We start from the raw sequence: 25,702 nt of genomic DNA, 5'->3' as shown, positions 1-25,702 counted from the left end.
GCCCGCTGATGTTTTCCCCCGCCGCCTCGATCGCCGCCGCCCCGCGCTGGCGCCGCCGCCTGATCGCGCTCCTCACGGGCGCCGTCGGCGCGCTGGCGATGGCGCCCTTCGGCCTTATGCCAGCGCTCGCGATCGCCATGACAGGGGCGATATGGCTGATCGATGCCTCGGTCTCTCGAGCTGACGCCAAGCCGGCCGCCGAAGGGCATGGGAAATCGCGCGTCTCGCGCCTGATTCCGGCCGCGGCGCGGCGCGCATTCGCTGCTGGCTGGTGGTGGGGATTTGGCTATTTCCTCGCCAGCCTCTGGTGGCTCGGGGCGGCCTTTCTCGTCGAGGCCGACCAGTTTGTCTGGGCGATGCCGCTCGGCGTCATCGGCCTGCCTGCGGCGATGGCCTTTTATCCCGCGCTCGGATTTTTCCTCGCCAGCCTTCTCTGGACGCAGGGTCCCGCGCGCATCCTGACCTTCGCCGCCGCGCTGACGCTGGCCGAATGGCTGCGCGGCCATTTGTTTACGGGCTTTCCGTGGAACGCTTTCGGCATGGCCCTCGGCGGCAATCTTCTGACTGCGCAGACGGCGTCCCTGACCGGCCTTTACGGCCTGACGCTATTTGCGATCGCCCTGTTTTCCGCTCCGGCGACTCTTGCCGCGCGGCCTCTGTCGCTCGCCTCGCTCGCGCCGACCGGCGCAGCGTTGCTGGCTCTTGGCGCCATGTTCAGCTTCGGCGCTTGGCGGCTGGCGGCAGCGCCCGCCCCGACCCCGCGCGTTCCCGGCGTCATGATCAAAATCATCCAGCCGAACCTTGCGCAGGACGACAAATACAGGCCGGAATACAAGCGCGAGATCGTCGCGCGTTATCTGCAGCTGTCGGCGCTGTTGCCCGAGGAGGCGTCCAGCGATTTGACGCTGCTCGTCTGGCCGGAATCCGCCTTTCCCTTTATCCTGTCGCGCGATCCCGAGGCGATGGCGCAGATCGGCGACGCGCTGCCCCCCGGCGTCATTCTTGCGACCGGCGCCGCCCGCGCGGAGGAAGATCCCTCCTATCGCGGCGATGCGTTCGAGCCGGCTTCGGGGCGGCTCGAGCATCCCGTATTTTTCAACGCCATTCAGCTCGTCGCCAGCGGCGGGCTCCTTATCGGCGCCTATGACAAAAGCCATCTCGTGCCGTTCGGAGAATATCTTCCGTTCGAGGCGGCTTTCGCCCGGGTCGGCCTGCGGCAGTTCGTTTCAATTCCCGGCGGCTTCGAGCCGGGACCCGGGCGCCGCACTTTGAACGTTCCAGGTCTGCCGCCGGTCGCGCCGCTGATCTGCTATGAGGCGATTTTTCCGGGCGAGGCGCTGCCGCAGGAGCCGGGCGCGCCGCGGCCCGGCCTCCTGTTGAATGTCACGGATGACGGCTGGTTCGGCCGCACCGCCGGCCCCTATCAGCATTTCGCACAGGCGCGACTGCGCACGATCGAGGAGGGTCTGCCCATGCTGCGGGCAGCCAATACCGGAATTTCAGCGATCATCGATCCCTATGGCCGAATCACCGAAAGACTGCCGCTCGGCGCTGAAGGATTGATCGCAGGCGGGCTGCCGCAGGCGATCGCTCCTCCGTTTTATGCCCGTCATGGCGTTTTACTTCCGCTTGCGCTGTGGCTCATCTGCAACATTGTGGGGATTATGGCTTTTTTGAGGAAGACACATTTGACAAGGAGGCAACAATTGTCATCTAATTATATTCGTCTTTTGTCATAAGCAGCGGGTGATTATCGCTTAGGCTGCAGCCCCCTTCGTTCGGCTACCTATGGTAAAAAAATGAGCGGACATGCGTCCCCAATTGTCAACACGGTAGGTTTTATGAGCGACCAGCCAGCAATTATGGAAAAAGCCAAGAAAATCCCCAATCCGATTGATCGCCACGTCGGAAGCCGCGTGCGCATGCGCCGCGTCATTCTCGGCATGAGCCAGGAAAAACTTGGCGAAGCGCTCGGATTGACCTTCCAGCAGGTGCAAAAATACGAAAAGGGTGCGAATCGGATCGGCGCCAGCCGACTGCAGCAGATTTCGCGCACACTCGACGTGCCGCCGGCCTTTTTCTTCGAGGGAGCGCCGTCTTTCGAATCAGCGCCCGGCGGAGCCACGCCAGCGCTTGGCGTCGCCGAGGAGGCGAATTCGAGCTACGTCGCGGATTTCCTGTCGACAGCAGAGGGTCTCCATCTCAACATGGCCTTCGCGCGCATCCACGATCCGAAAGTGCGGAAGCGAATCATCGACCTCATTTCGGTTCTCGCCGGCGATGACGCGATTTCCGAGGCGCCCCATCCGGACAAGGGCGAAGTCAGTTTGGAGAATTAAGGGGGCGACGAGAAACCAAGCGTTCTCTTTAACGAACGCTTCCGGCCAAAACGCTTGACAAAAAGAACGCTGTCGTGGATTTTCCGCGTTAGGCCAATGAGCGCGAGGCGCGAGGCCTTTGTCGTCTGCGGAGAGGTCGATGGCTCGCGAGAATTTTTTGTTTACAAGTGAATCGGTCGCCGAAGGTCACCCGGACAAGGTGTGCGACCGGATTTCCGACGAGATCGTCGATCTTTTTTTTCGTGAGGGCGCGCGCGCGGGCATGGATCCGTATCAGATCCGCGTCGCCTGCGAGACGCTCGCGACCACCAACCGCGTCATCATCGCTGGCGAAGTGCGCGGCCCGGCGATCCCGATGGAGGCGATCGAGGCCGCGGCGCGCGGCGCGATCAAGAGCATCGGCTATGAGCAAGCCGGCTTTCATTGGCGCACCGCGGGCGTCGAAATCCTTTTGCATGCGCAATCGGCCGACATTGCTCAGGGCGTCGACGCCGCCGGCAACAAGGACGAAGGCGCTGGTGATCAGGGGATCATGTTCGGCTACGCCTGCACCGACACCCCCGAGCTGATGCCCGCGCCGCTCTATTACGCCCATAAAATACTGGAAGTGCTGGCGCGCGAGCGCAAATCCGGCCAGGGCGAGGCGGCCAAGCTTGGACCGGACGCCAAGAGCCAGGTCACCGTCCGCTACGTCAAGGGCAAGCCCGTCGGCGTCACCCAGATCGTCCTGTCGACCCAGCACCTCGACGAGACGCTGAGTTCGGACGATGTGCGCAAGATCGTCGAGCCCTATATCCGCGCGACGCTGCCCGAGGGCTGGATCGACGACAGCACAGCCTGGCACGTCAACCCGACCGGGAAATTCGTTATCGGCGGTCCGGACGGCGACACCGGCCTGACCGGCCGCAAGATCATCGTCGACACTTACGGCGGCGCGGCGCCCCATGGCGGCGGAGCCTTCTCCGGCAAGGATCCGACCAAGGTCGATCGCTCGGCAGCTTACGCGGCGCGCTATCTCGCCAAAAATGTCGTCGCCGCCGGCCTCGCGTCACGCTGCACGATTCAGCTCGCCTATGCGATCGGCGTCGCCGAACCGCTGTCGATCTATGTCGACACCCATGGCACCGGAGAGGTCGCCGAGGACAAAATCGAAACAGCGTTGGGGCAAAGCATGCGGCTCTCGCCGCGCGGCATTCGCGAGCATCTACAGTTGAACCGCCCAATCTATGCGCGAACCGCCGCCTATGGCCATTTCGGCCGCGCGCCGGACGCCGAAGGCGGCTTCTCCTGGGAGAAGACGGATCTCGGCCCAAAGCTCAAGGCGCATCTGTCCTGAGCCAGACGAAAACGCCGCTTAAGTTACCAACGCGTCGCCAACGCTAGAAGTCGTGCAATTCTTTCACATGCGATCCATGTGAACGGATTGCGCGGCGGGATGAAAAAGTCTTGGAGAACAGCGGGACCGATTGCGCCGCCGCGCCTTTATCCGAGGCCGACAGCGAGCCCGGGTCAGCGGACGGCCACTCGGGTCTCTACGGCCGCAGGCGGGGCAAGCGGCTGACGCAGCGTCATGCTTTACTGATGCAGACCGTCCTGCCCGCGGTCGCCGTCGATCCGTCAAAGCCGATCGACCCCGCTATGCTGTTTGGCGCAGCGTCCGCCTCGCTTTGGCTTGAGATCGGTTTTGGCGGGGGCGAGCACCTTGCCGCCTGCGCCGCGCAGGATCCCGGCGCCGGTTTTATCGGCTGCGAGCCCTTTCGCAACGGCGTCGCCAAGGCGGCCGCCCTGATCGACGAAGGGCGGCTGCAAAATGTGAGGATATACGAGGGAGACGCACGCGCCGTCATTGCGGCGCTGCCGCCCGGCGCGCTTGACGGCGTCTATTTGCTCTATCCCGATCCCTGGCCGAAGCGGCGTCAGCGCAAACGACGTTTCCTCGCTGACGCCATGCTGATAAGTCTTGCGCGCGTGATGCGGCCGGGCGCGCAATTGCGCTTTGCCACGGATATCGACGACAATAGCGGCTGGACGCTTGCGCGCATCCTGCGGTCGCCGCATTTTATCTGGTCGCCCGCGAGCGCGCGCGACTGGCGCGATCCATGGGCCGGCTGGAGTTCGACCCGCTACGAGGCCAAGGCGGTGGGCGAAGGCCGCATTCCAGCTTATTTTACCTTTACGCGCACCGACGCGCCGCCTTGCGCCGAGCCGCTCGACGCGTCGAGCGGCTCCGAACGAATGGACTCATTCGACCGGTAAGTAATAGCTCCAAAATCAAAAGCTTGAACAATATTCTTATCGATCAGATTGAATAAATCAGATCGGAATAAGCTCACGATCCGGCCTCAGCAGTCTTTTCGCGGCTTATACTGAGTTGGCGCAAGGTTTAAGGCGGAAGGGCGCGCCCCGCGCGACAATGCGGAATGCAATAATGAGGGTATGGCTGGAGCGATCAGCCCGAACAGATAGCCAAACTGAAGAAGCGTCAACCGAACCGTGGCGTCGAAGGCCACCGATGGGAACGAATGGGCGTCAGTATAGGCGACAAACAGCGACCCGAAAAACACGACAGCGCATGTCGGCGCAAGAACATAGACCTTGAAGTAACGACCAAATATAACGCCCGTTACAAGGCAAGCGCCAGCAATGAGATACATCCCCTCGGCCCCTTTTCCACCCGGATAGTTTTTGTTGCTTACTACGTAAGTAATAAAACCTCTTCGGGCAGTCGCCTGATTTTCAACCCATGGGGGAAAACGGCGACGCCTATAAGTTCACGCCCCAACTATGTCACATTTATTTTTTTTCGTCTGCCAAAAAACGACTGTTGACTTGGATAATTTGTAATTCCAAGCTAGAGCGTCACAGTAGGCGGCTTCACAATGGCGCAGCAGAACGTTTCACGGCAGACAGCTTGGCGTTCCGCTTCGCATTTGTCTCCGTCATCCTGGCGTCGGCCGCCGCCATCGCCGTCCGCATTATCCCGCGCCACGGTTACGGACAGCCTTCCGGTCGATCAGCTACCTCCTGAACTCGTCTTTTTGACGACGTTCGGAGCGTCCCGCGCCTTGCTTGGCGAGGCGGCAGAGCTTGCGGTCGCCCAGGGCGTCGCGCCGGAGGCCGCGTTGCTCGGGGGCGGCTTCATCACGGAAGCCTTTTTCTATCGATCGCTGGCCGCGTATCTTGGCGTCGCCTTCATCGAGAAGGAAGCTTCGCTCGGGACCGGGACGCGCTATCCGCATTCCATCTCGGCCGGGATCGCCCCGCTCTGCGGCCCGGGGCCGCGCTGGCTTGTCGCGCCCCGCGGCGCGACGCTGGGCAGCCTGCTGCGGCGCAGGGACGAGGGCGAAGACATGGCGGACAGCCTCGCCATCACAACGCCGACGAATATGTCGCGTCTGGTGCGCGCGCTGGCCGCTCCCATGATCGCACGTCACGCCAGCCTCGCACTTGCGATCCGCTATCCGCAACTGTCGGCGCGGGGCGGAGCGACCGAGGCGCAATGCTGCGCCGTCATCGCGGCGGCCGCGGCCATCGGACTCGCCTGCGCCCTCGCCCCGCCTATTTCGGCGGCGCTGGCGATCGGCGCAGGGGTTGTGTTTCTGGCGGCGATCAGCCTGCGTCTCTTCGCCGGCGCGGCGAGCGCGACGCGCGTCAGCCGGCCGCCCCGGATCGATGACCGCCAGCTGCCCCCCTATTCGATCATCGTCGCGCTGCACAAGGAGGCGCGAATCGTCCGCGAACTCGTCGCTGCGCTCGACGCGATCGATTATCCGGCATTAGGTAGCAAGCTCACCTAGAATGACAAAAATAAACCCGGCGTGGCCGGGTTTAAGACGTTTTTACGGGCCGCTTCGAGGGAGGTTCGAGTCGATATCAAGATCATCGTCATCTTGATCAGCAAGGATCTCCTTATCGAGCTCAAGCTTTTTGATTAGGCGCTCGATTTCTTTTTCCCCAATTCTGCCGCTTACGATGAGCCGAAAGCTCGCCCCCTTGGACAGAAGGCCCGTTGTTAGCTCGCGCTCGCCATCCATTAAAACGCCCCTATGCTTCTGGGCGGCTAGTTCATTAGACGGGGACTGCGGAAGCGTTGCCGAATATTTATTGACATCACCTACTTCGCTAGTTCCGTCGTAATCAATTCCGCCCGCCTCTTGTAGGGGTACGATATCAGAATGGGAGAGCCCTGCAAAGGCAATAGTGGCGTCATAAACCTTCAAAAATGTTTCCGCGCCGGCTTGGTTAAAGCTCATTTTTAGGACCAAATCATCCAAGCACACCGGATCCGGCGGCCGGTCAGGCCCCCATTTTTCCCAATACATCGCAATGAGCCTAGGCCTTAGAGCTAAGCGGCTAAGGATTTCGCGTTTTATGCTGTCTTGCTGTGCCCGGAGATAGTTACGCGCGTCGTCACTGAGGGACGCCACCAAACCATCCTTCGCTCCGCTGTATTCAACGAGACCAAAAGACTTTAACGCGGCAAGCGTCTGGCCGGCTTGACTACTATCGCCCTTCATTCCCCACGCCAGACCAGCCCTCCTAGCAGGGGCGGGGTGCCTTTTAAAATAATCTTCGAATGCAGCCAGCCGCTGAACCGCAACAGGAAGAGGAATGAAGGGGAACGACGGGCTGCGCTCCCGTTTCGCCTTATTGGCGTTTGTTTCTACATTTGCCGGCTCTGACATCGCGCCACCTATCAATATTTATCAGAAAGTCTTATCACGTCACTATTGACGTATCAATAAGATTCTGTATGGTCGTGCCGATAGGTGGTGACATGCAGAGAAGATATGGGCCGACTTCGTTAAAAGCTCACGGACGAATGTCGGGACAAAAAGAAAGGCCGCGTACCCTGCCAGGTCGCGACCTTGATGTGAGCACATCCGCTACACAAGAAATAAGCAGGGGCTAAACACCCCTGTGTTCTTAGAGGGCTAGAGCCGGTGCTGGTCGGGGGCTTTCCATCCGTCCGTCCGAGAGTCCAACTCTCTCCTAGTCCATGAACTTATCAGAATCATCGAATCACGTCTACTTTCTAAAGGTTATTCCAGATGGCTCGCCGTCGATTATTGCGATTCCGCGCTTCTCCAGAACAGCTTGAATTGCCTTTAGATTATTCGAAATCGGCGTACGCCGCCCCGCTTCGTAATCGCGCACGGTCGAGTTTGAAACGCCGGCGGCGCTCGCAAGCTCGTCTTGCGACAACCCCAACCACGCGCGCGCTGCTCGACACTGTTCCGGTGACATCCACGAAAGATAGCGAGAAAAACAATAACCGTCAACGCCAACGATTTTCATTGACCCCCGCGATATCAACGCTTATTACTAAGGCCAACGGAAAGCGTTGGTCTTATGTCGCAGCATTTTCTTCTCTCCAAAGCCGCAAGGAGCCTGAGCATCGCTCGGGTCGCCCGGCTTTCGGACGAAGAAGCGCATGACGCCTTCCGTCTAATCCGCTGGACTGCGACCGAAGGCGAGCCGGTTTGCCCGCGTTGCCAGTGCGGCGCGACGTACAAATACGAAACCCGCAAACTCTGGAAGTGCAAGGCTTGCACGCACCAATTCAGCGTCACGTCCGGGACGATTTTCGCCAGCCGCAAGATGCCGATCCGCGACATTCTTCTCGCCATCGCGATCTTTGTGAACGGCGCAAAGGGCCATAGCGCTCTACAACTCAGCCGCGACCTTGATTGCCAGTACAAGACGGCCTTCGTTCTCGCTCACAAGATCCGCGAAGCGCTCGCTGATGAAATGGCCGATGAAACCGTTTCAGGCGAAGTCGAAGTTGATGGCGCGTATTTCGGCGGCTATGCGAAGCCGGCCAACTGGAAAGAAAACCGCCTTGACCGCCGCCTTGCCGAAAATCAGACCGGCAAGCGCCGCGTGGTCGTTATCATGCGCGAACGCGGCGGCCGGACCCTTCCCTTCGTATTCAAGGCGGAAAGCCAGTCCATTCATACGATTGCCGAGCGCGTCGAGAAGGGCAGGGTCATCCATGCCGACGAAGCCGCCCATTGGGATGTGCTTCACACCCGCTATTTGACCAAGCGGATCAATCACCAAGAGAGCTATTCGGACGGGGAAGCCTGCACGAATATGGCGGAAAGCTTCTTCAGCCGACTGCGTCGCGCTGAGATCGGCACGCATCATCATATCAGCGGGCGCCATCTCGGGGCTTATGCGTCTGAAATGGCGTGGCGCGAGGATCATCGTCGCGTTAGCAACGGTGAGCAATATCTGATGGCGACCAACGCCGCCCTAATTCATCCGGTATCTCGTCAATGGAAGGGGTATTGGCAACGGGGGAATATTAGGGTCTAGAGAAGCTCGAACTTTATACCTCGGACTTTCCCGCCAGTGACAATGCCGCCGGAACCGCTATCTCAGAGGATCGAGCCCTTATCGAAAGTGGGGAAACATCCCCGCGAGCCGTGGGCCAGCGGCGATTGCGCGACCGTCTACGTACATGCAACGCTTGGAAGAATGCTCGGCACATACGGCCGTTCGCCGGAGGCGGCAGAGCCCTTTATCGAACGACACACACAAGCAAAACAGCATTACGACACAGCCGCAGCGGCAGACATTGTCGCGGATTGCACAAATGAACGTGTGATTGACCGCCTCGTCGATCACCTCTTAGGGGCAGGAAAAGTCTCTCGCATCGTTGTCCCCCATCCTCAATTTGACGTCTCGACTCGCTCTGCGACAGGCATTCCGGGCGTTGGAAATGCCCTCCCTTTCGCGCTGGCCGCAATGGTCGCTGCGGAGCTCGGAAGCGAACTTGATGGGGAAATCATTGAAATTGCTAGGCCGGGCCGAACGAAACTAAGAAAATTTCCTCGATATTTGTGGCAGCCTTGTTTCAGTGGCGAGGTGTTCAGCGATTGTGCCTATATTTTAGTTGACGACGTTTGCACAAACGGTGGTACCTTGTCGTCACTGCGAAGTTACATAGTCAGGTCCGGAGGAACGGTAATAGCGGCGACTGCGTTAGCGCACCGTAATGGACTGGACCAGTCTCTTAGAATAAGTTCGGAGACGTTATTCGCTTTAGGACAACGCTTCGGAATCGTCCCATTGGATGAGTTTTGGTTAAAGGAAGTCGGTCATGGCATCAAATGTATCACAGAAGGGGAAGGTGCCGGACTCCTCGAATGGGCTGAAGCGGAGCTTGACGGGTCAGCCGGGGACTTCGCACTTCAGCGCCTCGGAGATCGCTTTGCTGAAGCAGCAGCTCAGGCAGTGTAATGATCTTGCCAAGAAGGCCCTCGACGCAAAAGGCCATCGGGGAATCAACCCTCGGATTCTAGCCGCTAGGGCCCGAGGCATGACGGTTTAGCGTTCGTGTCCGTGGAACGATGACAAGCATTGCCGCTTATTGGCAATTCGCCAACCACACCCGAACGCCCCGCTTCTTTTCAGCACCCCGGACGTGCCCCCGCCTGAATTGCTGCCTCATCACATTGATGATCGAGTACGCGACGGCCTTGCGCAGCACGGCGTCGCCGGCATCCATCCCCTTGGCTTGAAGCACCGCCAGCGCCAGTTCCCGCGTGTCGAGGCCTTCGGGAGTGCCCGCCAGAGCTTCCTTGCACAGCGCGAAAACTTCTCCGCGCTTGAACAAACGAATGATGCTCATCCGACTCGGATAGGCCTTGGGATCCGCCCCCCGCTCGAATAGCTGTAACGTCGCGTTGACGTGCGAGAGATCACAGCGGGCGGCGTCTATTGCCTTTTCATAGCTGGCTATAATGCGCTCTAGCTCATCACGCTTTGAGCGAAGCGTATTAACGATTTGAGGCTCTGCCATGAAAAGATGGGCTGCCGTTGCAGGGTTGGCGCTAACTTGCGCCGGGATTCTCGTGGGCTTTAGCTTGCCTACGACCGTTGCCAGATGGTCCGGCTATGCCGAGATCGCAGCAGAGCATTTCACGCAAATTCGAGCGTATATCGGAACCGCCTTAGTTCTCGTCGGGACCGGGGCGCAAATTTATAGCGCATGGCCGCAAAAGATCAGCCAATGAATTAGGTGAGCTTGCTACCTAATGCCGCGATTATCCGCACGGCAAGCTCGACATCAAGCTGGTGATCGAGGAGGACGATGAGTCAACGCGGCAGGCGCTGGAGGCGCTGGATCTGCCGCCGATCTATGAGATCGTCGTCGCGCCACATGGCTGGCCGCGGACGAAGCCGCGTGCGCTGAATATCGCCCTCTCGCTGGTCGCTGGAGCCTATGTCGCGATCTTCGATGCGGAGGATATTCCGGCCCCGCGGCAATTGCGCGACGCCGCCGAGCGCTTCCTCCGCGCGCCACCACAAACGGCCTGCCTGCAGGCGCAACTCGCGATCGACAATGTCGAGGATTCCTGGCTGACCCGGCTGTTCGCCATCGAATATGCCGGGCTGTTCGACGTCCTCACCCATGGTCTTGCCGGACTCCGGCTGCCGATTCCGCTCGGCGGCACGTCGAATCATTTTCGAACCGACGTCCTGCGCCAGATCTGCGGCTGGGATCCCTGGAACGTCACGGAGGACGCCGATCTCGGGCTGAGGCTGAACCGCCTCGGCTATCACTCGGAAACCCTCGTCTCGACGACGTCGGAGGAAGCCCCAGCCGAACTCAAGGCGTGGCTCACGCAAAGGCGGCGCTGGTCGAAAGGCTGGATGCAGACCTTCATTACATTGAGCCGCAATCCGGCGGCGCTGCGCCGGGAAGTTGGCTGGTCCGGCGTGGCGGTCTACGCGCTGATGATGATCAATCTCGTCGTCGGGCCGCTGCTCTGGCCTCTCCTGACCGGCGTCACGATCCTCGATCTGGCGCGCTTCGGGGCGCCGCGCCCGGATGGAATTGTTTCAGCGGTCGCGGCGACGCTCTGGCTTTCCGTCGCCGCCTTCGGCGCCGGCTCAATCGTCTGGATCGCTCTATTGGGCATGAAGCGGCGCAAGCTGCTGCGGCTGTGGCTCTTCCTGCCTCTGCTCGCGCCCTATTACCTATTGATATCAGCGGCCTCCTGGGCCGCTCTCTACGACCTCATCATGCGGCCGTTCCACTGGCACAAGACCGAGCATGGCCTCGCCAGAAGCTCCTGGAACAAGTCCCAGGCGCTCGCCGTCGCGACGGCGCGCCTTGGCGCGCGTAAGCGAACGGACCTCCAATTCGCGCCGCTCCGCCGTCGGCGTCCGGCGACGTCTTAGGCCGTCGGCCGCCCAAAGCCTTCAGCGCGGCTTGCGATCGGCCGCAAGCAAATCCGGACGCCGCTCACGTGTGAGGCGCAGGGCCTCGGCCTCGCGCCAGGCCTTGATGCGGGCGTGATCGCCCGATAGCAGGATTTCCGGGATCGCGCGGCCTTCAAATTCGCGCGGGCGGGTGAAATGCGGATATTCGAGCAGGCCGCTTTCAAAGCTTTCCTCGAGCCCCGAGACCTCCTTGCCCATCACGCCCGGCAAAAGCCTGACGCAAGCGTCGAGCACGATCATGGCGGCAAGCTCGCCGCCAGAGAGGACATAGTCGCCGATCGAAATTTCCTCGAGGCCCCGCGCCGCGATGATCCTTTCGTCGACGCCCTCGAAGCGGCCACAGATCAGGATCGCGCCCTCCCCTTGCGCGAGGCTGCGCACGCGCTGTTGGCGCAGGCTCGGCCCGCGCGGGCTGAGCAGCAGGCGCGGACGGCCATCGCCCGCCGCGATCCCGGAATCGAGCGCGGCCGCGAGAACATCGGCGCGGATGACCATGCCGGGGCCCCCGCCCGCGGGCCTATCGTCGACAGCGCGATGGCGGCCAAGGCCATGGTCGCGGATGTCATGCGTCTCAAGCGCCCACACGCCGCGCGAAAGCCCCTCGCCGGCGAGCGAGGCGCCGAGCGGACCCGGAAACATGCCAGGAAACAGGGTGAAGATCGAAGCGCGCCACATCGGCGTCGGCTAGATCGCACTCATGGACAGAATCGGTCCATGATAAATTGATTTCAACAACGTAGAGCGGCATGCGGGCGGAAAACCGGAATCCACTTTTCGCCATCCCGCTCTATGAGGCGGAAGGCGGCGGCGACGCCGCGGCCTCCGTATCGTCGTCCTGCAAAAACGCCGGAGCCGCGCGTTCGGCCGGCGGATCGATCACAATGTAGCCCGCGGCGAGATCGATTTCCGGCGCGACCTGCCGCGTGAAAGGCAGCAGCAGCGTCTCGCCGCCGCCAACAGGTTCGATCTCGAGAATATCGCCAGCTCCAAAATCAAGGACATTTTTCACGCGGCCAAAAGGCGCCCGCGCGACGTCGAGCGCCTCAAGGCCGATCAGATCGGCAAGATAGAATTCGTCCGCAGCGACTTCCGGCAGTTTTTCCCGCGCGACGAAAACCTCGACATTGGTCAAAGTCTCGGCGGCAGTGCGGTCGTCGACGCCTTTGAGCTTGACGACAAAAAGAGCGGGCTTGACCGCGCGCGCGGCCAAAATCGAGAAGGCTTTCGCTCCCGCCCTGTCGGTCAGCGGCCCATAGGATGAAATGGCGGCCGGATTTTCCGTGAAGCTCTGCAGCCGCAGTTCGCCCCTGACGCCATGGGGAGCACCGAACCGGCCGACCAGCACGAGCCGGTCCGATGTTTTCCGATCCGGAATTTGCCGATCCATCGCCGGTCCTATTTCGTCGCGCGCGCTTTAAGGGCGTGATCGGCGAGCGTCTTGCCGAGCGTCCAGACGGCGCCGGGCACGCGATGGCTGTCGGCGATGACGGCGTCGAAGGAGCGTTCGATCCAGTCACAGTCGGCAGAGTCGATGACAAGGGTCGGCAACAGCTTGACGGTATGGCTGGCGTGGCCCGCCACCTGGACGAGAACCTTGTGCTGCTCGAACAGGGGCAGCGTGATCAGCTGGCAGAACAGGCCGGGGTTGACCGCCTCGACGACCCCCCACGCCGCCTTCAGTTTCAGGGATTGCGGCTTGCCGAACTCAAGGCCGATCATCAATCCCTTGCCGCGCACAGCTTTGACGAGTTCGTAGCGCTGCTCCATCGCCGCGAAGCTTTTGAGGAGCCGGGCGCCGAGCCGCTCCGCGTTGGCGATCAGCCGCTCGGATTCGATCACTTCGAGCGTCGCAAGACCAGCCGCCATCGCTATATCGTTCTTGGCGAAGGTCGATCCGTGGATAACCGCGCGGTCCATGCGGTTAAAGACCTTCTCGAACACATGCTTGCGCGTCAGGACGGCGCCGACCGGCACATGTCCGCCGGACAGCCCCTTGGCGATCAGCACCATGTCGGGCTCGACGCCCCAATGTTCGACGGCGAGGAAACGCCCGGTGCGGCCAAGACCCGTCTGGATCTCATCAGCGATGAACAGCGCGCCATATTTCCGGCACAGCGCGGCCGCGTCGCGCAGATACCAATCGTCCGGCATGTTGACGCCCTTGCCCTGGATGGGCTCGACGATGAAAGCCGCCGCGTCGCCGCTGGCGAGCGCTTTTTCGAGGGCTGCGAGATCGTTGAACGGAACCTCGACGCAGCCAGGCAGCAGCGGACCAAAGCCATCCTTGAAGATGGCGTCGCCGTTCAAGGACAAAGCGCCATAGCTGAGGCCATGAAAGGCGTGGCCGCAGTGGATGATTTCGGTCCGGCCCGTCGCGCGCCGCGCGAATTTGAGCGCGGCCTCGACCGCCTCCGTGCCCGAGTTGGCGAAGAACACTTTTTCGAGATAGGGGACGAAGCCGAGCAGCCGCTCGGCAAGCAGGCCGGCGAGGACGGAGACGTCCATCTGCACCAGATTGGGCAGTTCGGCGGCGAGCACGCTCTCCAGCGCCTCGCGAATGAGCGGATGGTTGCGTCCGACCGCAAAGACGCCCCAGCCGCTCAGAAGATCGAGATAGCGCGCGCCGCGGCCATCATAGAGATATTGGCCCTCGCCGCGCTGGAAGCCGACGTCGGTCCCGATCGTCTGGAAGACGCGGACCATCATTTCATTCATGTAGCGGGAGTGCAGCGCGTAACGCTCGCCCTCGCGCTCGGCGGCGAGGGCGGCGATGTCGAAGCGCCGCGACGCGGGCAGGGATTTCGTTTCCGGAAACGCTTTTATCGTCACAGTGACAGCTCCGCGAAGGCTGCGATGCTCGCGCCAGCGCCCAATTTACGCTGCATGGCCCAGCGCGGGGAGAGATAAACGGATCGGCGGACGGCCGCAACGGCGGGGGGCTCGGCCTCAGGGAAACGGCCGAGCTTAAAGTCCGTTCCATGCTGCGGAAAAGTTCGCCTCGCTGCGGCTTGGCCGCCCCACGGGTTGCAGCTTTTGCCGGGCGCTTTCCTCACGAAACCAATCCGACGCATGGCGCGGGAATCGCCTGCATGCGCCTTGCAACCGAAATGGTGGGCGCGACAGGGATCGAACCTGTGACCCCTACGATGTCAACGTAGTGCTCTCCCGCTGAGCTACGCGCCCCGCCGCCCGCAAGGGCCAGCTTCGGCGACGGTATATCGGCTTGAACCTATGGGCGCAAGCCGCAAAAATCGGGCTCGGGGCGACGAAAGCGGGCGTGCTAAAATCCGACGCCAAGCGGGGACGCGGAATGTCCCCCGGCCTTATTCGCCGTCGACTGGGCCGGAGGAGAAGCGGGCGGTGGACGCGGCCGCTGCTCGGGCTGCGGCTTCGCGACGCGGACGGGACGCTCGGCCGGAGCCGGCCTTGCCGCCTTCTCACGCGCTGGCCTTGGCTCGGCCTTCTGGCTCGGCTCCTCGGCCGGCGGGACGCGCGCGAGGTCTTTCCTGGAGCGGCCCGCGGGCTTGACCGGCTTAGCGACATCGGCCGGCGGGCAGAGTCTGGCTTTATCCCCTTCGAGCTTCGCCAGAACCTCGTCGGTCACCTTGAGCTCGGACGCCGACGGGGCGCCCTCTCCCTTGGCCTCGAAATAACGGGCGAAGCCGGCCCTTGTCTTGCCGTCGAGCGCGCCGGTCTCGACCGCGCCAAGGCAGCCGAGCCGTTGCAGCTCACTCTGCGCCGCGCGGATCTGCGGCCTGGTGTTGACGGGCGCCGGCTCGGGAAGCAGCCGGAGCGCCGCCTCGACGTCTGGCCGCAGCCGCGCGCATGTGAGGCGGCCTTTCAATGCGTCGAGCTGGTCCCGCGCGGCGGCGCCTTGCGTTTTCAGGGCCGTCAGTTCGACGTCCTCGCGCCGGCACGCCTCTTCCGCCCTGGCCTCATTGGCCTCAATGCGCGCGAGTTTGGCGAGCGCGGCGGTTTTGACGTCCCCGCAGACAGCGCCTTCGATGAAGGCTTTCGTCGCCGCGCCGTCGCCGGCGCCGATGGCGCTGAAGGCGTCCTGCTCGCGTTGGCAGGCCTGTTTCAGATCGGCCAGCTCGCGATCGAGCGTGGCGCGGACGCTTGGACATTCCGCCCGCTGGCGCAGCGCCGTCAAAGCTTCCCGGTCGCCGCTCGAGACGTCCTTCATCAGGGCTTCATCGCGCTGACACGCTTGCGCCTCGCGCGCCAGAACGGTTTCGAGCCCGGCGAGCCGTTGTTTGGCAAGCGCTTTCACCTCATCGCATTGCGCCGCGCCGATGAAGCTGGAGAGGCCGCCCGCATCGCGCGCGCCGAGCGCCGCGAGCGCCGCCGCGTCGCTTTTGCAGATCGCGCCGAGTTCGGCCAGCCTGCGTTCGGCGGCGCCTTTTACGGCGGCGCATTCGGCGCCCTTCGCGAAGGCTTCAATATCGGCGCGATTGGCCGAACCCGCGCGCTCCGCCCACTGCGCCTCATCGCGCTGGCAGGCTTCCGCCTCCTGCCGCAGCGCCGCCTCCGCCGCCGCGAGACGCTGCGTCGCCGCCGCCTTGACGGCGCCGCAGCTTGAGCGATCGGAAAGCAAGCGCAGGGCCGCAACGTCGCGGGGGGCCAGCGCATTCAGCGCGGCGTTGTCACGCGCACAGGCGGCGTCGGCCGCCGCGGCGATCTCGCGCGAGGCGGCCTCTGCGGCGGCGACCGCCGCCCGGCACTGGGCTCGCGCGCGAAGCTCCCCGACGCCAGCGCTGTCGCCGCGCGCGACAAGATCCTTCAAGGACGTCTGCTCGCTGCGGCATTGCGCCTCCTCGCGCGCCAGAACAGTTTCGAGCTCGCGCAGCCGCGTCTGGGCGCTCGCCTTGACCGGATCGCAGACGTTGCGGGCGAGAAAGATGCGCAGCGAGGCGGCGTCGCGCTCCGGGATCGCCTGCAAAGCCGCCCCGTCGCGCTCGCAGGCGGCCTTCGCCGCCGCTGTGATCGTCCGCAGCCCTTGCGCGATCGCCGGCAGAGTCGCGGGACAATTCGATCGGCTGCGCAAGCCTTCAAGAGCGGCTCCGTCGCCGCGCTCGACGAGGTCCTTCAGCTCGGATTCCTCGCGCTGGCAGATCTCGGCGGCCTTGGCGAGATCGGCCTCGAGGGCGCCGATCCGCGCCGCGGCCGATGTCTTGACCGCGGCGCAAGACGTCTCGCGCATCAACGTCCGCAGGGCGCCGACGTCGCGCCCGCTGCTGAGGCCAGCGAGGGCCGCTTCGTCGCGGCGGCAGGCCTCGGCCTCGGCGGCGACGTCCGCCTCAAGTTCGGCGAGCCGCTTTTGCGCGGCGACCTTGACCTCCGCGCAGGCGCTCGCCGAGAGGCGGCGCAAAGCCTCGGCATCGCGCGGAGACGTCGCCGTCAGCGCGGCGCGCTCCGTGCGGCAGGCCTCATCGGCCTTGAGCCGGGCGGTGGCCTCCTGCGCCGCAACTTCCTTTTCACGGCGCGCAAGCTCCGCCTCCTTGAGCGCCCGCGCCTTCTGCTCGGCGATCGCCCGCTCCAGCGCCTTGAGACGATAGCGCGCCTCGATGGCGTAGAAAGAAGACGGAAAGCGCTCGACGAAATCATGCAGCGCGGCGGGATCGTCGGTTTCCTTCACCTTCTCCCAGGCGACCCGGTCCGTCTGGTTGAGGTAATATTCATTGACGAGGGAGACATAGGTTTCGGGCCGCTGGCGCCCGCTCGTCGCCTCGCGCACGTCATTGGCGATGCGCCGGAACATCATCTCGACTTCGAGGCCGGGCTCGTTCAGCCGCTTCAGGAAAGCCTTGGTGAAGGGGCTGTTGCGCTCCTGGCCATCCAGCGCGACATCGCCGGGAGACGTCGCGTAAGCGACGATGATCCCTTCCGATTTATCGATCCGCTCCAGCCCACGGGTGCGCTCGCTGGGGTCGATCGCGGGCGCAGCGCTCGCCATTTTCGCCAGGCGGTCGGCGATCGGATTGCTGCGGCAGGCGTCGAGCACCATGATTTTCACGCCGTTCGACCGATCGAGCACGGCCCGGATATTGTCGACGGCGATAGTCTCGAAGGGGAGGCTGATCTCGTCCTTCACCTCGGCGTCGACCGGCAACAGATAATTATGGCCCTGATACTGCACGGCATGGCCGGCGAAATAGAACAGCGTGGCATCGGCGCCGACCGACATTCGCGCAAATTGCTGGATGGCCTTGCTTGCGGCGGCGAGATCCACGTCGGTTTCAAGCAGAACGTCAAATCCCAGCGCCTTCAGCGCCGCTGCCACATCCTCGGCGTCGTTGCGCGCGTTGGGAATATCCAGCGCGGAATTCTTGTAGACGGAATTGCCGATGACGAGGGCGACCCGACGCTCCGCTGCGGCCGCGTCGAGAGGCGCCGCAGCGAGGGCGAGAAGCCCGCAGACGACGACGATCAGGGCCTTAAGCGAGCTTTGCATCTTCGACCAAACTCGCGCGCGAGCGGTCGCGCCCGCCCCCAATGCCGCGCCCCCGCCGCGCCGGTAAAAAGTCGACGCTAACATAGGTTCAGTCTAGACTTTAGACAATGACGTGCGCGGGCGCCGCGTGCGGCCGCGCACGGATGCCAGCGGGATAATGGCGATGCTGTGGCGCAAATCGCTCATTTGGGCTATGCCGAATGAAGCGTTTTCATACTGTCCGGGCAACTGAAAACAAGAGGCGTTCCCAAGGTATTGCGCGTGCGTGGAGGCTGAAATGACGTTGACCCTGACGATCGAAAACGAACAGAGCCTGCCGAACGGGGCTCCGGTGAGCGTCAGGCTGACCGACGGGCGGGGCGTCGACATCGGCCGCTCCGCCAACGCCGAATGGTCGCTGCCCGACCCGACGCGGTTCATCTCGGGGCGCCATTGCGAGGTGCGCTTTCGCGAGGGCGCCTATTGGCTGAACGATCTGTCCACCAACGGGACTTTCCTTAACGACAGCACGCGGCGGATCCAGGCGCCGCACCGGCTGCGCCACGGGGACCGGCTGGCGATCGGCTCCTATATCATCGCGGTCGCGCTCGACGCGGAGTCCGAGCCGGAAACGCCGGCGCCCCGGAGCGGCGCCGTCTTTGCGCCGTTCGAGCCCGGCGCGGAGGCGGACATAAAGGCCCAGATCGCGCATGCGATCGCCGTCGAGACGGCGTCCGGGATTGCGCGCTTTGAGCCGCCCGCCGCGCCGCCCGAGCCCTTTGCGCCGGAGCCCCGCCAGCCGAGCCCGGCCCCGCTGGAAGAAGTCGTCGCGAGGGTAGATATCAACAGCGCCGCCCGCGACGCGGCAGCGACGGCCGGCAAGCCCTTCACCATGGTCAGGGCGCGCGGCTTTTTCCCCCCGCCCACGCCGAGCCGGGACACATCGAGCCCGGCGGCGCCCCAGTTTGACGGCGAGCCGCCGGGACCACAGGCCGTGGACGCCGAATCGCCCTGGTTCGAATCTCTCGCTCCCCCGGCTTTCGCTGGCGAGGCTCAAAAGGCGAGTGAATCGGAGGCGGCGTCGCTTGATCTGCGCGAACAGGAGGCCCTCGCCTGGGGGGCCGGCGAGCGCGCCGCGCCCGCGCCGATCGACGCCCTCGCGCCCGAGAGGCCGCCGCAAACCGCCTTCGCCGAATCAGAGCCAGATCCCCTCCGCGATTTTGCGCCCTCTGGCCCCTCGCAGACGATCGAGCCCGAGATCTCAGGCGCGGCGGCCTCGCATGCCGCTGTCGCTGCGCCCGCGGCCTCCGCCGTCGCGACCGCCGAGGATTTCCTGCGCAGCTTCGCCAAGGGCGCCGGCATTCCGGACCATATTTTCGCGCGTCAGAACAGCCTCAAGGTGGCCGAGGATCTCGGCGCCCTGATGCGCCTTTCGGTCGAGGACCTGACGCAATTGCTCAGCGCCCGCTTCAAGGCCAAGCGATTCGCCCGCACATCGAGCCAGACGATGATCCAGGCGCTCGACAATAATCCGCTCAAATTTGCGCCGACGCCCGAAGATGCCCTGAAAATCATGTTCGGGCCGCGCACCAGCGGCTATCTCGACGCAAAGCGCGCCTTCGAGGGCGCCTTTACCGATCTCAAGACGCATCAGGTCAACACTTTCGCGGCGATGCAGCAGGCCGTCCGCATGCTCGTCGAGGACCTCGACCCCAAAGCGATCGAGGACGTCGCCGGTAAGGAATCCGGCCTTGCGGCGCTGCTCGGCGGCCACAAGGCGCGGCTGTGGGATCTCTACCTCGCCCGCTGGCAGGCGAAAACCCTGCGCCATGAAGACGGACTCGTCGATGCTTTCATGCTCTATTTCGCGCAATGCTACGATCAGGCAAAAGACACAAAATGAATTGGGAGGCGCTTTGGCGGGCGGCAGGCGGGCCATGCGGCGGGCCGCCGCCTTGCAGCCAGGCGAAAAAAGGGCAGCAACAGCGCGATGAGCGATAAGGACCAGGCTCCGCCCGAACCGGAAGCGCGCGACGACCGGACGATTTTCCGGCCGATGCCGCCGCGCGCGGCGGCGCAAAACCCCGCCGCCGCGGCTGGGGCGTCGCTATCCGCGCCGCAGGCGCCCGCCGATATGACCGTCGTTTCCTTCGCCGACGAGCGCACCGTCTTTCGGCCGAACCCGGGCGGGCGCCGCGCGCCTGGCCAGCCGGCGCCGGCGCCAAACGCCGCGCCGCCGCCGCGCAAGGCCGCGACGCAGGGGCGCGATCTCATCGCGCCCAACGCCAATCCGATCCTGCAGGCGGCCGGGCCGCTCCTGCTGCTGCTTGGCCGTCTGCGCACCGCGCTGGTCCGCACGCCGGGACATAATCTGACGGCGCAAATCGCCGCCGCGATCGAAAAATGCGATCGCGACATGATCGGGGCCGGCGTCGCGCCGGATGAGGCGAACACCGCCAAATATGTGCTTTGCGCCACCGCCGACGAGGTGCTCGCCAATCTGCCGGCCGACGAGCGCGGCGGCGCCGCGCAATCCGGGCTGACGACGCGTTTCTTCGGCGAGACCAGCGCCGGGCGACGACTCTATGACGAGCTCGCCCGGGTGGAAGAGGACCCGCGCGCCCATTATTTCCTGCTTGAGCTGTTTCACGCCTGCCTGGCGCTGGCTTTCCCGAGCGGCCGTCAGGCCGGCGCAGGGCCGGCGACGGCGGCAAGCGCCATCGACACGGTCCGCGCCGGCCTCCGCGATCTTCTGCAACAGAACGGGCCGGCGCCGCCCGCCGCTTTGTCGCCGCGCTGGCAGGGGCAGCCGCTCGCCGGACATGCGGTGCGCCTGCGGGTCCCGTTCTGGGCCGCCGCCGGCCTCGTTGGCCTCGTGCTGTTTGGCGCCTTCATCTGGTTTCGCGTCTCGCTCGGCGCTGAGGCGGAAGCGGCGGCGCAGCGCGTCGGCGCGCTGAACCCGCTGACGCCGGTCGCGATCGGCCGCAAGGTCGCCGTCGCTCCGCCGCCGGCGCCGCCGCCGAGCCCGGCGCAGGCCTCGCAGCTCGACCATGTCCGCAATGTGCTCGCGCCGAATATCCAGTCCGGCGCCTTGAGCGTCGACGCCACCGCCAATCAGATCGTCATCCGCATCGTGGACCGGGCGCTGTTTCAGCCCGGTAAGTCGACGATGCTCGACGATGTGAAGCCCTTGATGATGTATATCGCGATGGCGCTCGACGACGATCGCGGCGCTGTCAGGGTGATCGGCCATTCCGACAACACGCCGATCTCCAACGCGCGCTTCGCCTCCAATTTCGAGCTCTCGCTCGAACGCGCCAATGTCGTTGGAGCGCTCTTGAAGCAATCACTATCCCATCCCGAACGCGTGGAGACCGAAGGCAAGGGCGCCGACGCGCCGATCGCCCCAAACGATACGCCTGAGGGCCGAGCGAAGAACCGACGGGTCGAGATCGTCGTCCCGCGCAGCGACTGAGCGGGCGGCGGCGGTCCCACGAGCGGGGATTCTCAATTCAGTTTCAACAAAGCGTTTTCGCTACCTTTTAAAGACGACGCGATCGATCCGGCAGGCGGGGTTTGATGAACAGGAAATTCTGGCTCCGCCTCTCGATCAGCGTCATCGGCGCCCTGGCGCTCGGCGCGTTGATCTGGCTCGCGGCCCCGCTGATCCCGCTGCAGGGCGCCCATCCGCTCGAGGAGCCGCTTCCACGCGCGGCGCTGATCGCCGTCATCTTCGCGCTGATCGGCGGCGCCGGCCTTTACCGCTTCAATCGCCGCCGCAAGGGCGCGGCGCGGATCGCGCAAAGCCTCACCGCCGACGGTTTCGCCGCCGAGGATAGCGACGCCCCCGTGCTCGCCGAGCGCATGAAGGAGGCGCTCTCGGTTTTGCGCGGCCGCGGCGGACGGGCGAACTACCTTTATGACCTGCCCTGGTACGTGCTGATCGGGCCGCCCGGCTCCGGCAAGACGACGGCGCTGATCAATTCCGGGCTCGAATTCCCGCTCGCCGGCGGCGTCAAACCGGGCGCCGTCAAGGGCGTCGGCGGCACGCGCTATTGCGACTGGTGGTTTACTGAGGACGCCGTGCTGATCGATACGGCGGGGCGCTACACGACGCAGGATTCCGACGCGCGGGCGGACCAGAAAAGCTGGCTTGCTTTCTTGGACCTTTTGAAGAAAAACCGCCCACGCCAGCCGATCAATGGCGTTCTCGTCGCGATCAGCCTCGAAGATATTTTGACGTTGCCAGCCGACGAAGTCGCCGCACATGCCGCGGCGATCCGGTCCCGACTGGTCGAACTGCATCAGCGGCTCAAGGTCGACTTCCCCGTCTATGCCGTTTTCACCAAGGCCGACCTCCTGATCGGCTTCATGGAGTTTTTCGGCGACCTCGACGAGGCCGGCCGGCGCCAGGTCTGGGGCGCGACCTTCGCGACCATGGACAAAGGCAAATCCATGCTCGCCGAGGCGCCTTTCGAGTTCAAGGCGCTGCTCGACCCCTTGAGCCGCATCGCGCAGAACCGGCTCGACGAGGAGAAAGACCCCGCGACCCGTGTGCTGGCTTTCGGCTTTCCGGCCCAGATGGCCGCGCTGCAGGGGCCGGTCATCGGCTTCCTCGACGCCATCTTCGATCCGGCGCGCTACAAGATCCGGGCGGCCCTGCGCGGCTTTTACTTCACCTCCGGCACGCAGCAGGGCACGCCGATCGACCAGCTGCTCGGCGCGCTCGCCAAGGGATTCGGCGCCGAGGCGGTCGGAACGCCCGTCTACTCGGGCCAGGGCAAGAGTTTCTTCCTGACCGACCTCATCAAGAAAGTCGTCATCGGCGAAGCCGGCTGGGTCTCGACCGGCCGCGGCAACCGGATCGTCAAGATGGCCGCTTTCGCAAGCCTCATCATCGCCGCGCCGTTGCTGATCGGCGCCTGGTGGGTCAGCTACGCCCGCAATGTCGACCGTATCAGCCAGACCGTCGAAGCGGCGCAAAAATACCCGGCGGCGTCGCGCGGGGTCGGCGAGGCCGACGTCGTCAGCGACCGCGATCTCGCCAAGGCCCTGCCGGCGCTGCACGCGCTGCGCTATCTGCCTGGCGGCTACGCCGATTCCGACGCCGAGCAGATCTCCGGCGGCCTCGGTCTCAACCAGACGGCGCGGCTGCGCTCGGCGGCGGCGAGCGCTTATGGCGTCGGTCTCGAACGCATGCTGCGCCCCCGCCTCGTCTATCGGCTGGAGGAGCAGATCGAGGCCAGCGCCAATGATCCCGCCAATCTGTTCGACGCCCTGAAAGTCTATCTGATGCTCGGCGGCCTCGAGACCGTGGACCGCCAGCTGCTGGTCAACTGGATGCAGCGCGACTGGTCGGAGACGCTCTATCCCGGCCCCAAGAACAGCGAGGGCCGCAAGGAGCTGGAGCAGCACCTTCTCGCCATGCTCGATCTTGAGACCGGCCATGGCGCTTTCGTGCAGCTCAACGGGCCGCTCGTCGAGAAGGCGCAGGCGGCGCTGGCGCGCGAGACTGTCGCCGATCGCGCCCTGCGCATCATGGCGGCGCGGGCCAGGGCCTTGCTGCGGGCGGACTGGTCGGCGGCCAAGGTCGGCGGCGCCGGCGCTCTCCTCGTCTTCGAGCCTTCGATCGAGGCGATCAGCGTTCCCTATTTCCTCACGAGGAGCGGATATGAGGGCTTCGTCAAGGCGTTGCCGTCCGTGGTCGAGGAGATGGCGCGCGACCGCTGGGTGCTCGGCGCGGCCGGCGAGACGGTGGAGATCTCCGCCCAATATGATCATCTGCGCGAAAATCTCGTCGACGCCTATGCGAAGAGCTTCATCGACGCCTGGCGCGAGGCGATCGGCAAGCTCAAAATACGCAAACTGACGGTCGAGCGTCCGTCCTATCCGTTGCTGACCGCGGCCTCCTCAGTCACCTCGCCATTCATCCGTCTTCTGGAATCGATTCGCGACGAGACGCAATTGTCGACGAGCGACGGCGACGCGCCGACCAAATCGGCAAGCGTCGAGGGCGAGGCCATGGCCGTCGTCGGCGCCGACGGCAAAACGCCGGCGCAGATGATCGAGGCGGCGCTCGCGCCCTATCACAAGCTTGTCGAGGGCGATCCGGGACAGCGCCCGATCGATCGGACGCTGTCGGAGCTGAATGAGATCCGCGTCAATCTGAGCCGGCTCGCGACCAATGCGCCGTCCGGCGAGATCGCGGAGCGGATCGAAAGCGGCGTCGGCCGGCTCAAGACCAACGCCGCCGCTCTGCCGCCGCCCTTCGCGGGCATGATGGAGCAGACCGCCTCCGACATCTTGCGCGAAGTCACGCTTTCCGCTGTCGCGCGCACCGTGGCAAAGCTGCGCGAACAAGTGACTTTCACCTGCCAGGAGAAGATCGGCGGCCGCTACCCCTTTGCGAAAGACGCCGAGCGCGACGTCGAACTCGACGATTTCGTCCGCATGTTCGGGCCGAAGGGTCTCATCGACCAATTCTTCGGAAGCTATGTGGTCGCCTTTGCCGACACCAGCGGGCCGCAGTGGAAATGGCGCGACGGTAGTCCGCTGGCCAAGGAGTTCGCGCCCTCCGCCCTCGCCGACTTCAAGATCGCCGCCGACATCAGGGCCGCCTTTTTCGGTTCGGACCCCTCCGCGCCGGCGTTCTCCTACACCGTCACGCCACCCCCGGTCAGCGGCGTCCGGCTCGAAATCGATGCGACGCTGATCACCGGCAGCCAGGGCGCGACCGCCGTGCAATGGCCGGGGAGCGCCGAAAATCACCGCACGCTGTTGACCATGCGATCGAATGCGGCGCGCCCGCCGATGCTGCTGCAATCGGGCGTCTGGTCGGTTTACCGTCTGCTCGATACGGCGAAGCTGAACGCGGACGGGACGCAGGCGACCTTCAATCTCGGCGGCCGCGACCTCGCCTTCCGCTTCGTCTCGACGCCGGCCAATCCCGCCGCCGGGATGCGGCCGTTAAACATCGCCCAATTGCGCGCCTTTCATTGTCCCGGCGGGAGCTGATCGCCATGCGCTGCGGCCTTTATGGCAAACTGCCCTCGAAGCGGGATTTCATCGCCTTCTCGGCGCCGCGCGCTTTCCTGCGGCTGTGGGAGCCGTGGATCGAGCATGGCCTCGCCTTCGGCCACGCGCGCGGTTCCGAGGAGGAATGGGCCGAGGCCTTCAATTCCGCGCCGATCTGGCGGTTCTGGCTTGGCCCTGCGCTCTGCGGCGAGGCCTTCATCGGCGCTTTCATGCCCTCGGTCGACGCGCTCGGCCGCATGTATCCGCTGACGCTGATCGGCGCCGCCGCGGGGGAGGAGAGGCTTGATCCCCCCGACGTCGATCCCCGCGAACTCTGGTTCGCGAGCGTCGAACAATTGCTGCTCGACGCGCTGGATCTCGAGACGCCTTTACCGGCCCTTCTGGCGCGGCTCAAGACCCTTTGCGCGTCTCCCGCGCCCGACGAAAACACTGGCGTGCTTGCCGGCGCCTTCGCGCGAATGCGCGCGGAGCTGCAGGACTGCGCGCCGGATGAGGCGAGTTTCTGGTGGACGATCGGCGGGCCAGCCTTCCCGCCGCTCGCCTTGGCGCAGATCGGCATGCCGCCCGAGGCCGCCTTCGCCGATATGCTGAGCCGGCGCCCGCCCGAAACGGCCGCGCCGGACGCCCCGCTCCAAACGGTTACGCAACCCGGATAAGC

General features: G+C 64.2%; 18 protein-coding genes, 1 tRNA gene and 1 pseudogene. 12 read left to right on the top strand and 8 right to left on the bottom strand.

The window, feature by feature from the left end; translation table 11 throughout:
- Positions 1-8 precede the first annotated feature (8 nt).
- The 5 genes from lnt to CR492_RS08515 all read left to right on the top strand — a co-directional run bounded on the left by lnt (position 9) and on the right by CR492_RS08515 (position 6,136).
- A complete protein-coding gene (gene lnt, locus CR492_RS08540) occupies positions 9-1,739 on the top strand; it encodes an apolipoprotein N-acyltransferase (RefSeq protein WP_102843326.1) in 1,731 nt (576 codons plus the stop codon).
- Positions 1,740-1,841: 102 nt separating this feature from the next.
- Positions 1,842-2,339: a helix-turn-helix domain-containing protein gene (locus CR492_RS08535; protein WP_102843325.1), complete on the top strand. Its 498-nt coding sequence runs from the start codon at positions 1,842-1,844 to the stop codon at positions 2,337-2,339.
- Between the two features lie 139 nt (positions 2,340-2,478).
- Complete coding sequence (gene metK, locus CR492_RS08530) at positions 2,479-3,675, top strand: methionine adenosyltransferase (RefSeq protein ID WP_102843324.1); 1,197 nt, start codon at positions 2,479-2,481, stop codon at positions 3,673-3,675.
- Between the two features lie 110 nt (positions 3,676-3,785).
- Positions 3,786-4,595, top strand: a complete 810-nt coding sequence (trmB, locus tag CR492_RS08525; RefSeq protein ID WP_102843323.1) for a tRNA (guanine(46)-N(7))-methyltransferase TrmB — start codon at positions 3,786-3,788, stop codon at positions 4,593-4,595.
- A gap of 782 nt (positions 4,596-5,377) precedes the next feature.
- Entirely contained in the window at positions 5,378-6,136 is a 759-nt protein-coding gene (locus tag CR492_RS08515) for a hypothetical protein (protein ID WP_146030217.1), read from the top strand.
- A gap of 42 nt (positions 6,137-6,178) precedes the next feature.
- Here the strand turns inward: CR492_RS08515 and CR492_RS08510 are convergent, their stop codons facing one another.
- Both CR492_RS08510 and CR492_RS08505 read right to left on the bottom strand, forming a co-directional pair.
- Positions 6,179-7,024 carry a hypothetical protein gene (locus tag CR492_RS08510; protein WP_146030216.1) on the bottom strand — a complete coding sequence of 282 codons (846 nt, stop codon included), beginning with the start codon at positions 7,022-7,024 and terminating at the stop codon, positions 6,179-6,181.
- Positions 7,025-7,367: 343 nt separating this feature from the next.
- Entirely contained in the window at positions 7,368-7,637 is a 270-nt protein-coding gene (locus CR492_RS08505) for a helix-turn-helix domain-containing protein (RefSeq protein ID WP_245412019.1), read from the bottom strand.
- Positions 7,638-7,691: 54 nt separating this feature from the next.
- Here CR492_RS08505 and CR492_RS08500 point away from each other — a divergent pair, with 54 nt between their 5' ends.
- Together CR492_RS08500 and CR492_RS20465 are read left to right on the top strand one after the other, a co-directional pair.
- Positions 7,692-8,660, top strand: coding sequence for an IS1595 family transposase (locus tag CR492_RS08500; protein WP_102843319.1), 969 nt, complete (start codon positions 7,692-7,694; stop codon positions 8,658-8,660).
- Between the two features lie 162 nt (positions 8,661-8,822).
- Positions 8,823-9,587, top strand: coding sequence for a phosphoribosyltransferase (locus CR492_RS20465; protein ID WP_146030215.1), 765 nt, complete (start codon positions 8,823-8,825; stop codon positions 9,585-9,587).
- A gap of 127 nt (positions 9,588-9,714) precedes the next feature.
- On the opposite strand, the gene CR492_RS08495 is transcribed toward CR492_RS20465, so the two are convergent.
- A complete protein-coding gene (locus tag CR492_RS08495) occupies positions 9,715-10,149 on the bottom strand; it encodes a hypothetical protein (RefSeq protein WP_102843318.1) in 435 nt (144 codons plus the stop codon).
- A 263-nt stretch (positions 10,150-10,412) separates the two neighbouring features.
- On the opposite strand from CR492_RS08495, the pseudogene CR492_RS08485 reads away from it, so the two are divergent.
- Positions 10,413-11,534 (top strand): annotated as a pseudogene (locus CR492_RS08485) (glycosyltransferase family 2 protein); the annotation flags it as partial.
- Positions 11,535-11,555: 21 nt separating this feature from the next.
- Here CR492_RS08485 and trmD read toward each other — a convergent pair.
- From trmD to CR492_RS08455, 5 genes are all read right to left on the bottom strand, one after another.
- Positions 11,556-12,251: a tRNA (guanosine(37)-N1)-methyltransferase TrmD gene (gene trmD, locus CR492_RS08480; protein WP_102843315.1), complete on the bottom strand. Its 696-nt coding sequence runs from the start codon at positions 12,249-12,251 to the stop codon at positions 11,556-11,558.
- A 112-nt stretch (positions 12,252-12,363) separates the two neighbouring features.
- Positions 12,364-12,963, bottom strand: coding sequence for a ribosome maturation factor RimM (gene rimM / locus CR492_RS08475; RefSeq protein ID WP_102843314.1), 600 nt, complete (start codon positions 12,961-12,963; stop codon positions 12,364-12,366).
- An 8-nt stretch (positions 12,964-12,971) separates the two neighbouring features.
- Entirely contained in the window at positions 12,972-14,405 is a 1,434-nt protein-coding gene (locus tag CR492_RS08470) for an aspartate aminotransferase family protein (RefSeq protein ID WP_102843313.1), read from the bottom strand.
- A 279-nt stretch (positions 14,406-14,684) separates the two neighbouring features.
- Positions 14,685-14,759 (bottom strand) — tRNA-Val (locus CR492_RS08460).
- 97 nt (positions 14,760-14,856) lie between these two features.
- Positions 14,857-18,030, bottom strand: a complete 3,174-nt coding sequence (locus CR492_RS08455) for a caspase family protein (RefSeq protein ID WP_180982479.1) — start codon at positions 18,028-18,030, stop codon at positions 14,857-14,859.
- A gap of 277 nt (positions 18,031-18,307) precedes the next feature.
- Between CR492_RS08455 and tagH the strand changes: the two genes are divergently transcribed.
- From tagH to tagF, 4 genes are all read left to right on the top strand, one after another.
- Positions 18,308-19,912 (top strand): type VI secretion system-associated FHA domain protein TagH, encoded by a 1,605-nt coding sequence (gene tagH, locus CR492_RS21115; RefSeq protein WP_245412018.1) that lies wholly within the window; start codon positions 18,308-18,310, stop codon positions 19,910-19,912.
- Positions 19,913-19,999: 87 nt separating this feature from the next.
- Positions 20,000-21,484 (top strand): type VI secretion system protein TssL, long form, encoded by a 1,485-nt coding sequence (tssL, locus tag CR492_RS21360; protein ID WP_102843310.1) that lies wholly within the window; start codon positions 20,000-20,002, stop codon positions 21,482-21,484.
- Between the two features lie 104 nt (positions 21,485-21,588).
- Positions 21,589-25,023 (top strand): type VI secretion system membrane subunit TssM, encoded by a 3,435-nt coding sequence (gene tssM, locus CR492_RS08435; protein ID WP_102843309.1) that lies wholly within the window; start codon positions 21,589-21,591, stop codon positions 25,021-25,023.
- Between the two features lie 5 nt (positions 25,024-25,028).
- Positions 25,029-25,700 carry a type VI secretion system-associated protein TagF gene (gene tagF / locus CR492_RS08430; protein WP_180982478.1) on the top strand — a complete coding sequence of 224 codons (672 nt, stop codon included), beginning with the start codon at positions 25,029-25,031 and terminating at the stop codon, positions 25,698-25,700.
- The last annotated feature ends 2 nt before the right edge of the window (positions 25,701-25,702 follow it).

The sequence above is a fragment of the Methylocella silvestris genome (assembly GCF_002891535.1).
Taxonomy (GTDB): domain Bacteria; phylum Pseudomonadota; class Alphaproteobacteria; order Rhizobiales; family Beijerinckiaceae; genus Methylocapsa; species Methylocapsa silvestris_A.
The sequence above is the reverse complement of the archived record's forward strand: the minus strand, read 5'-3'. Positions and strand labels throughout refer to the sequence as shown.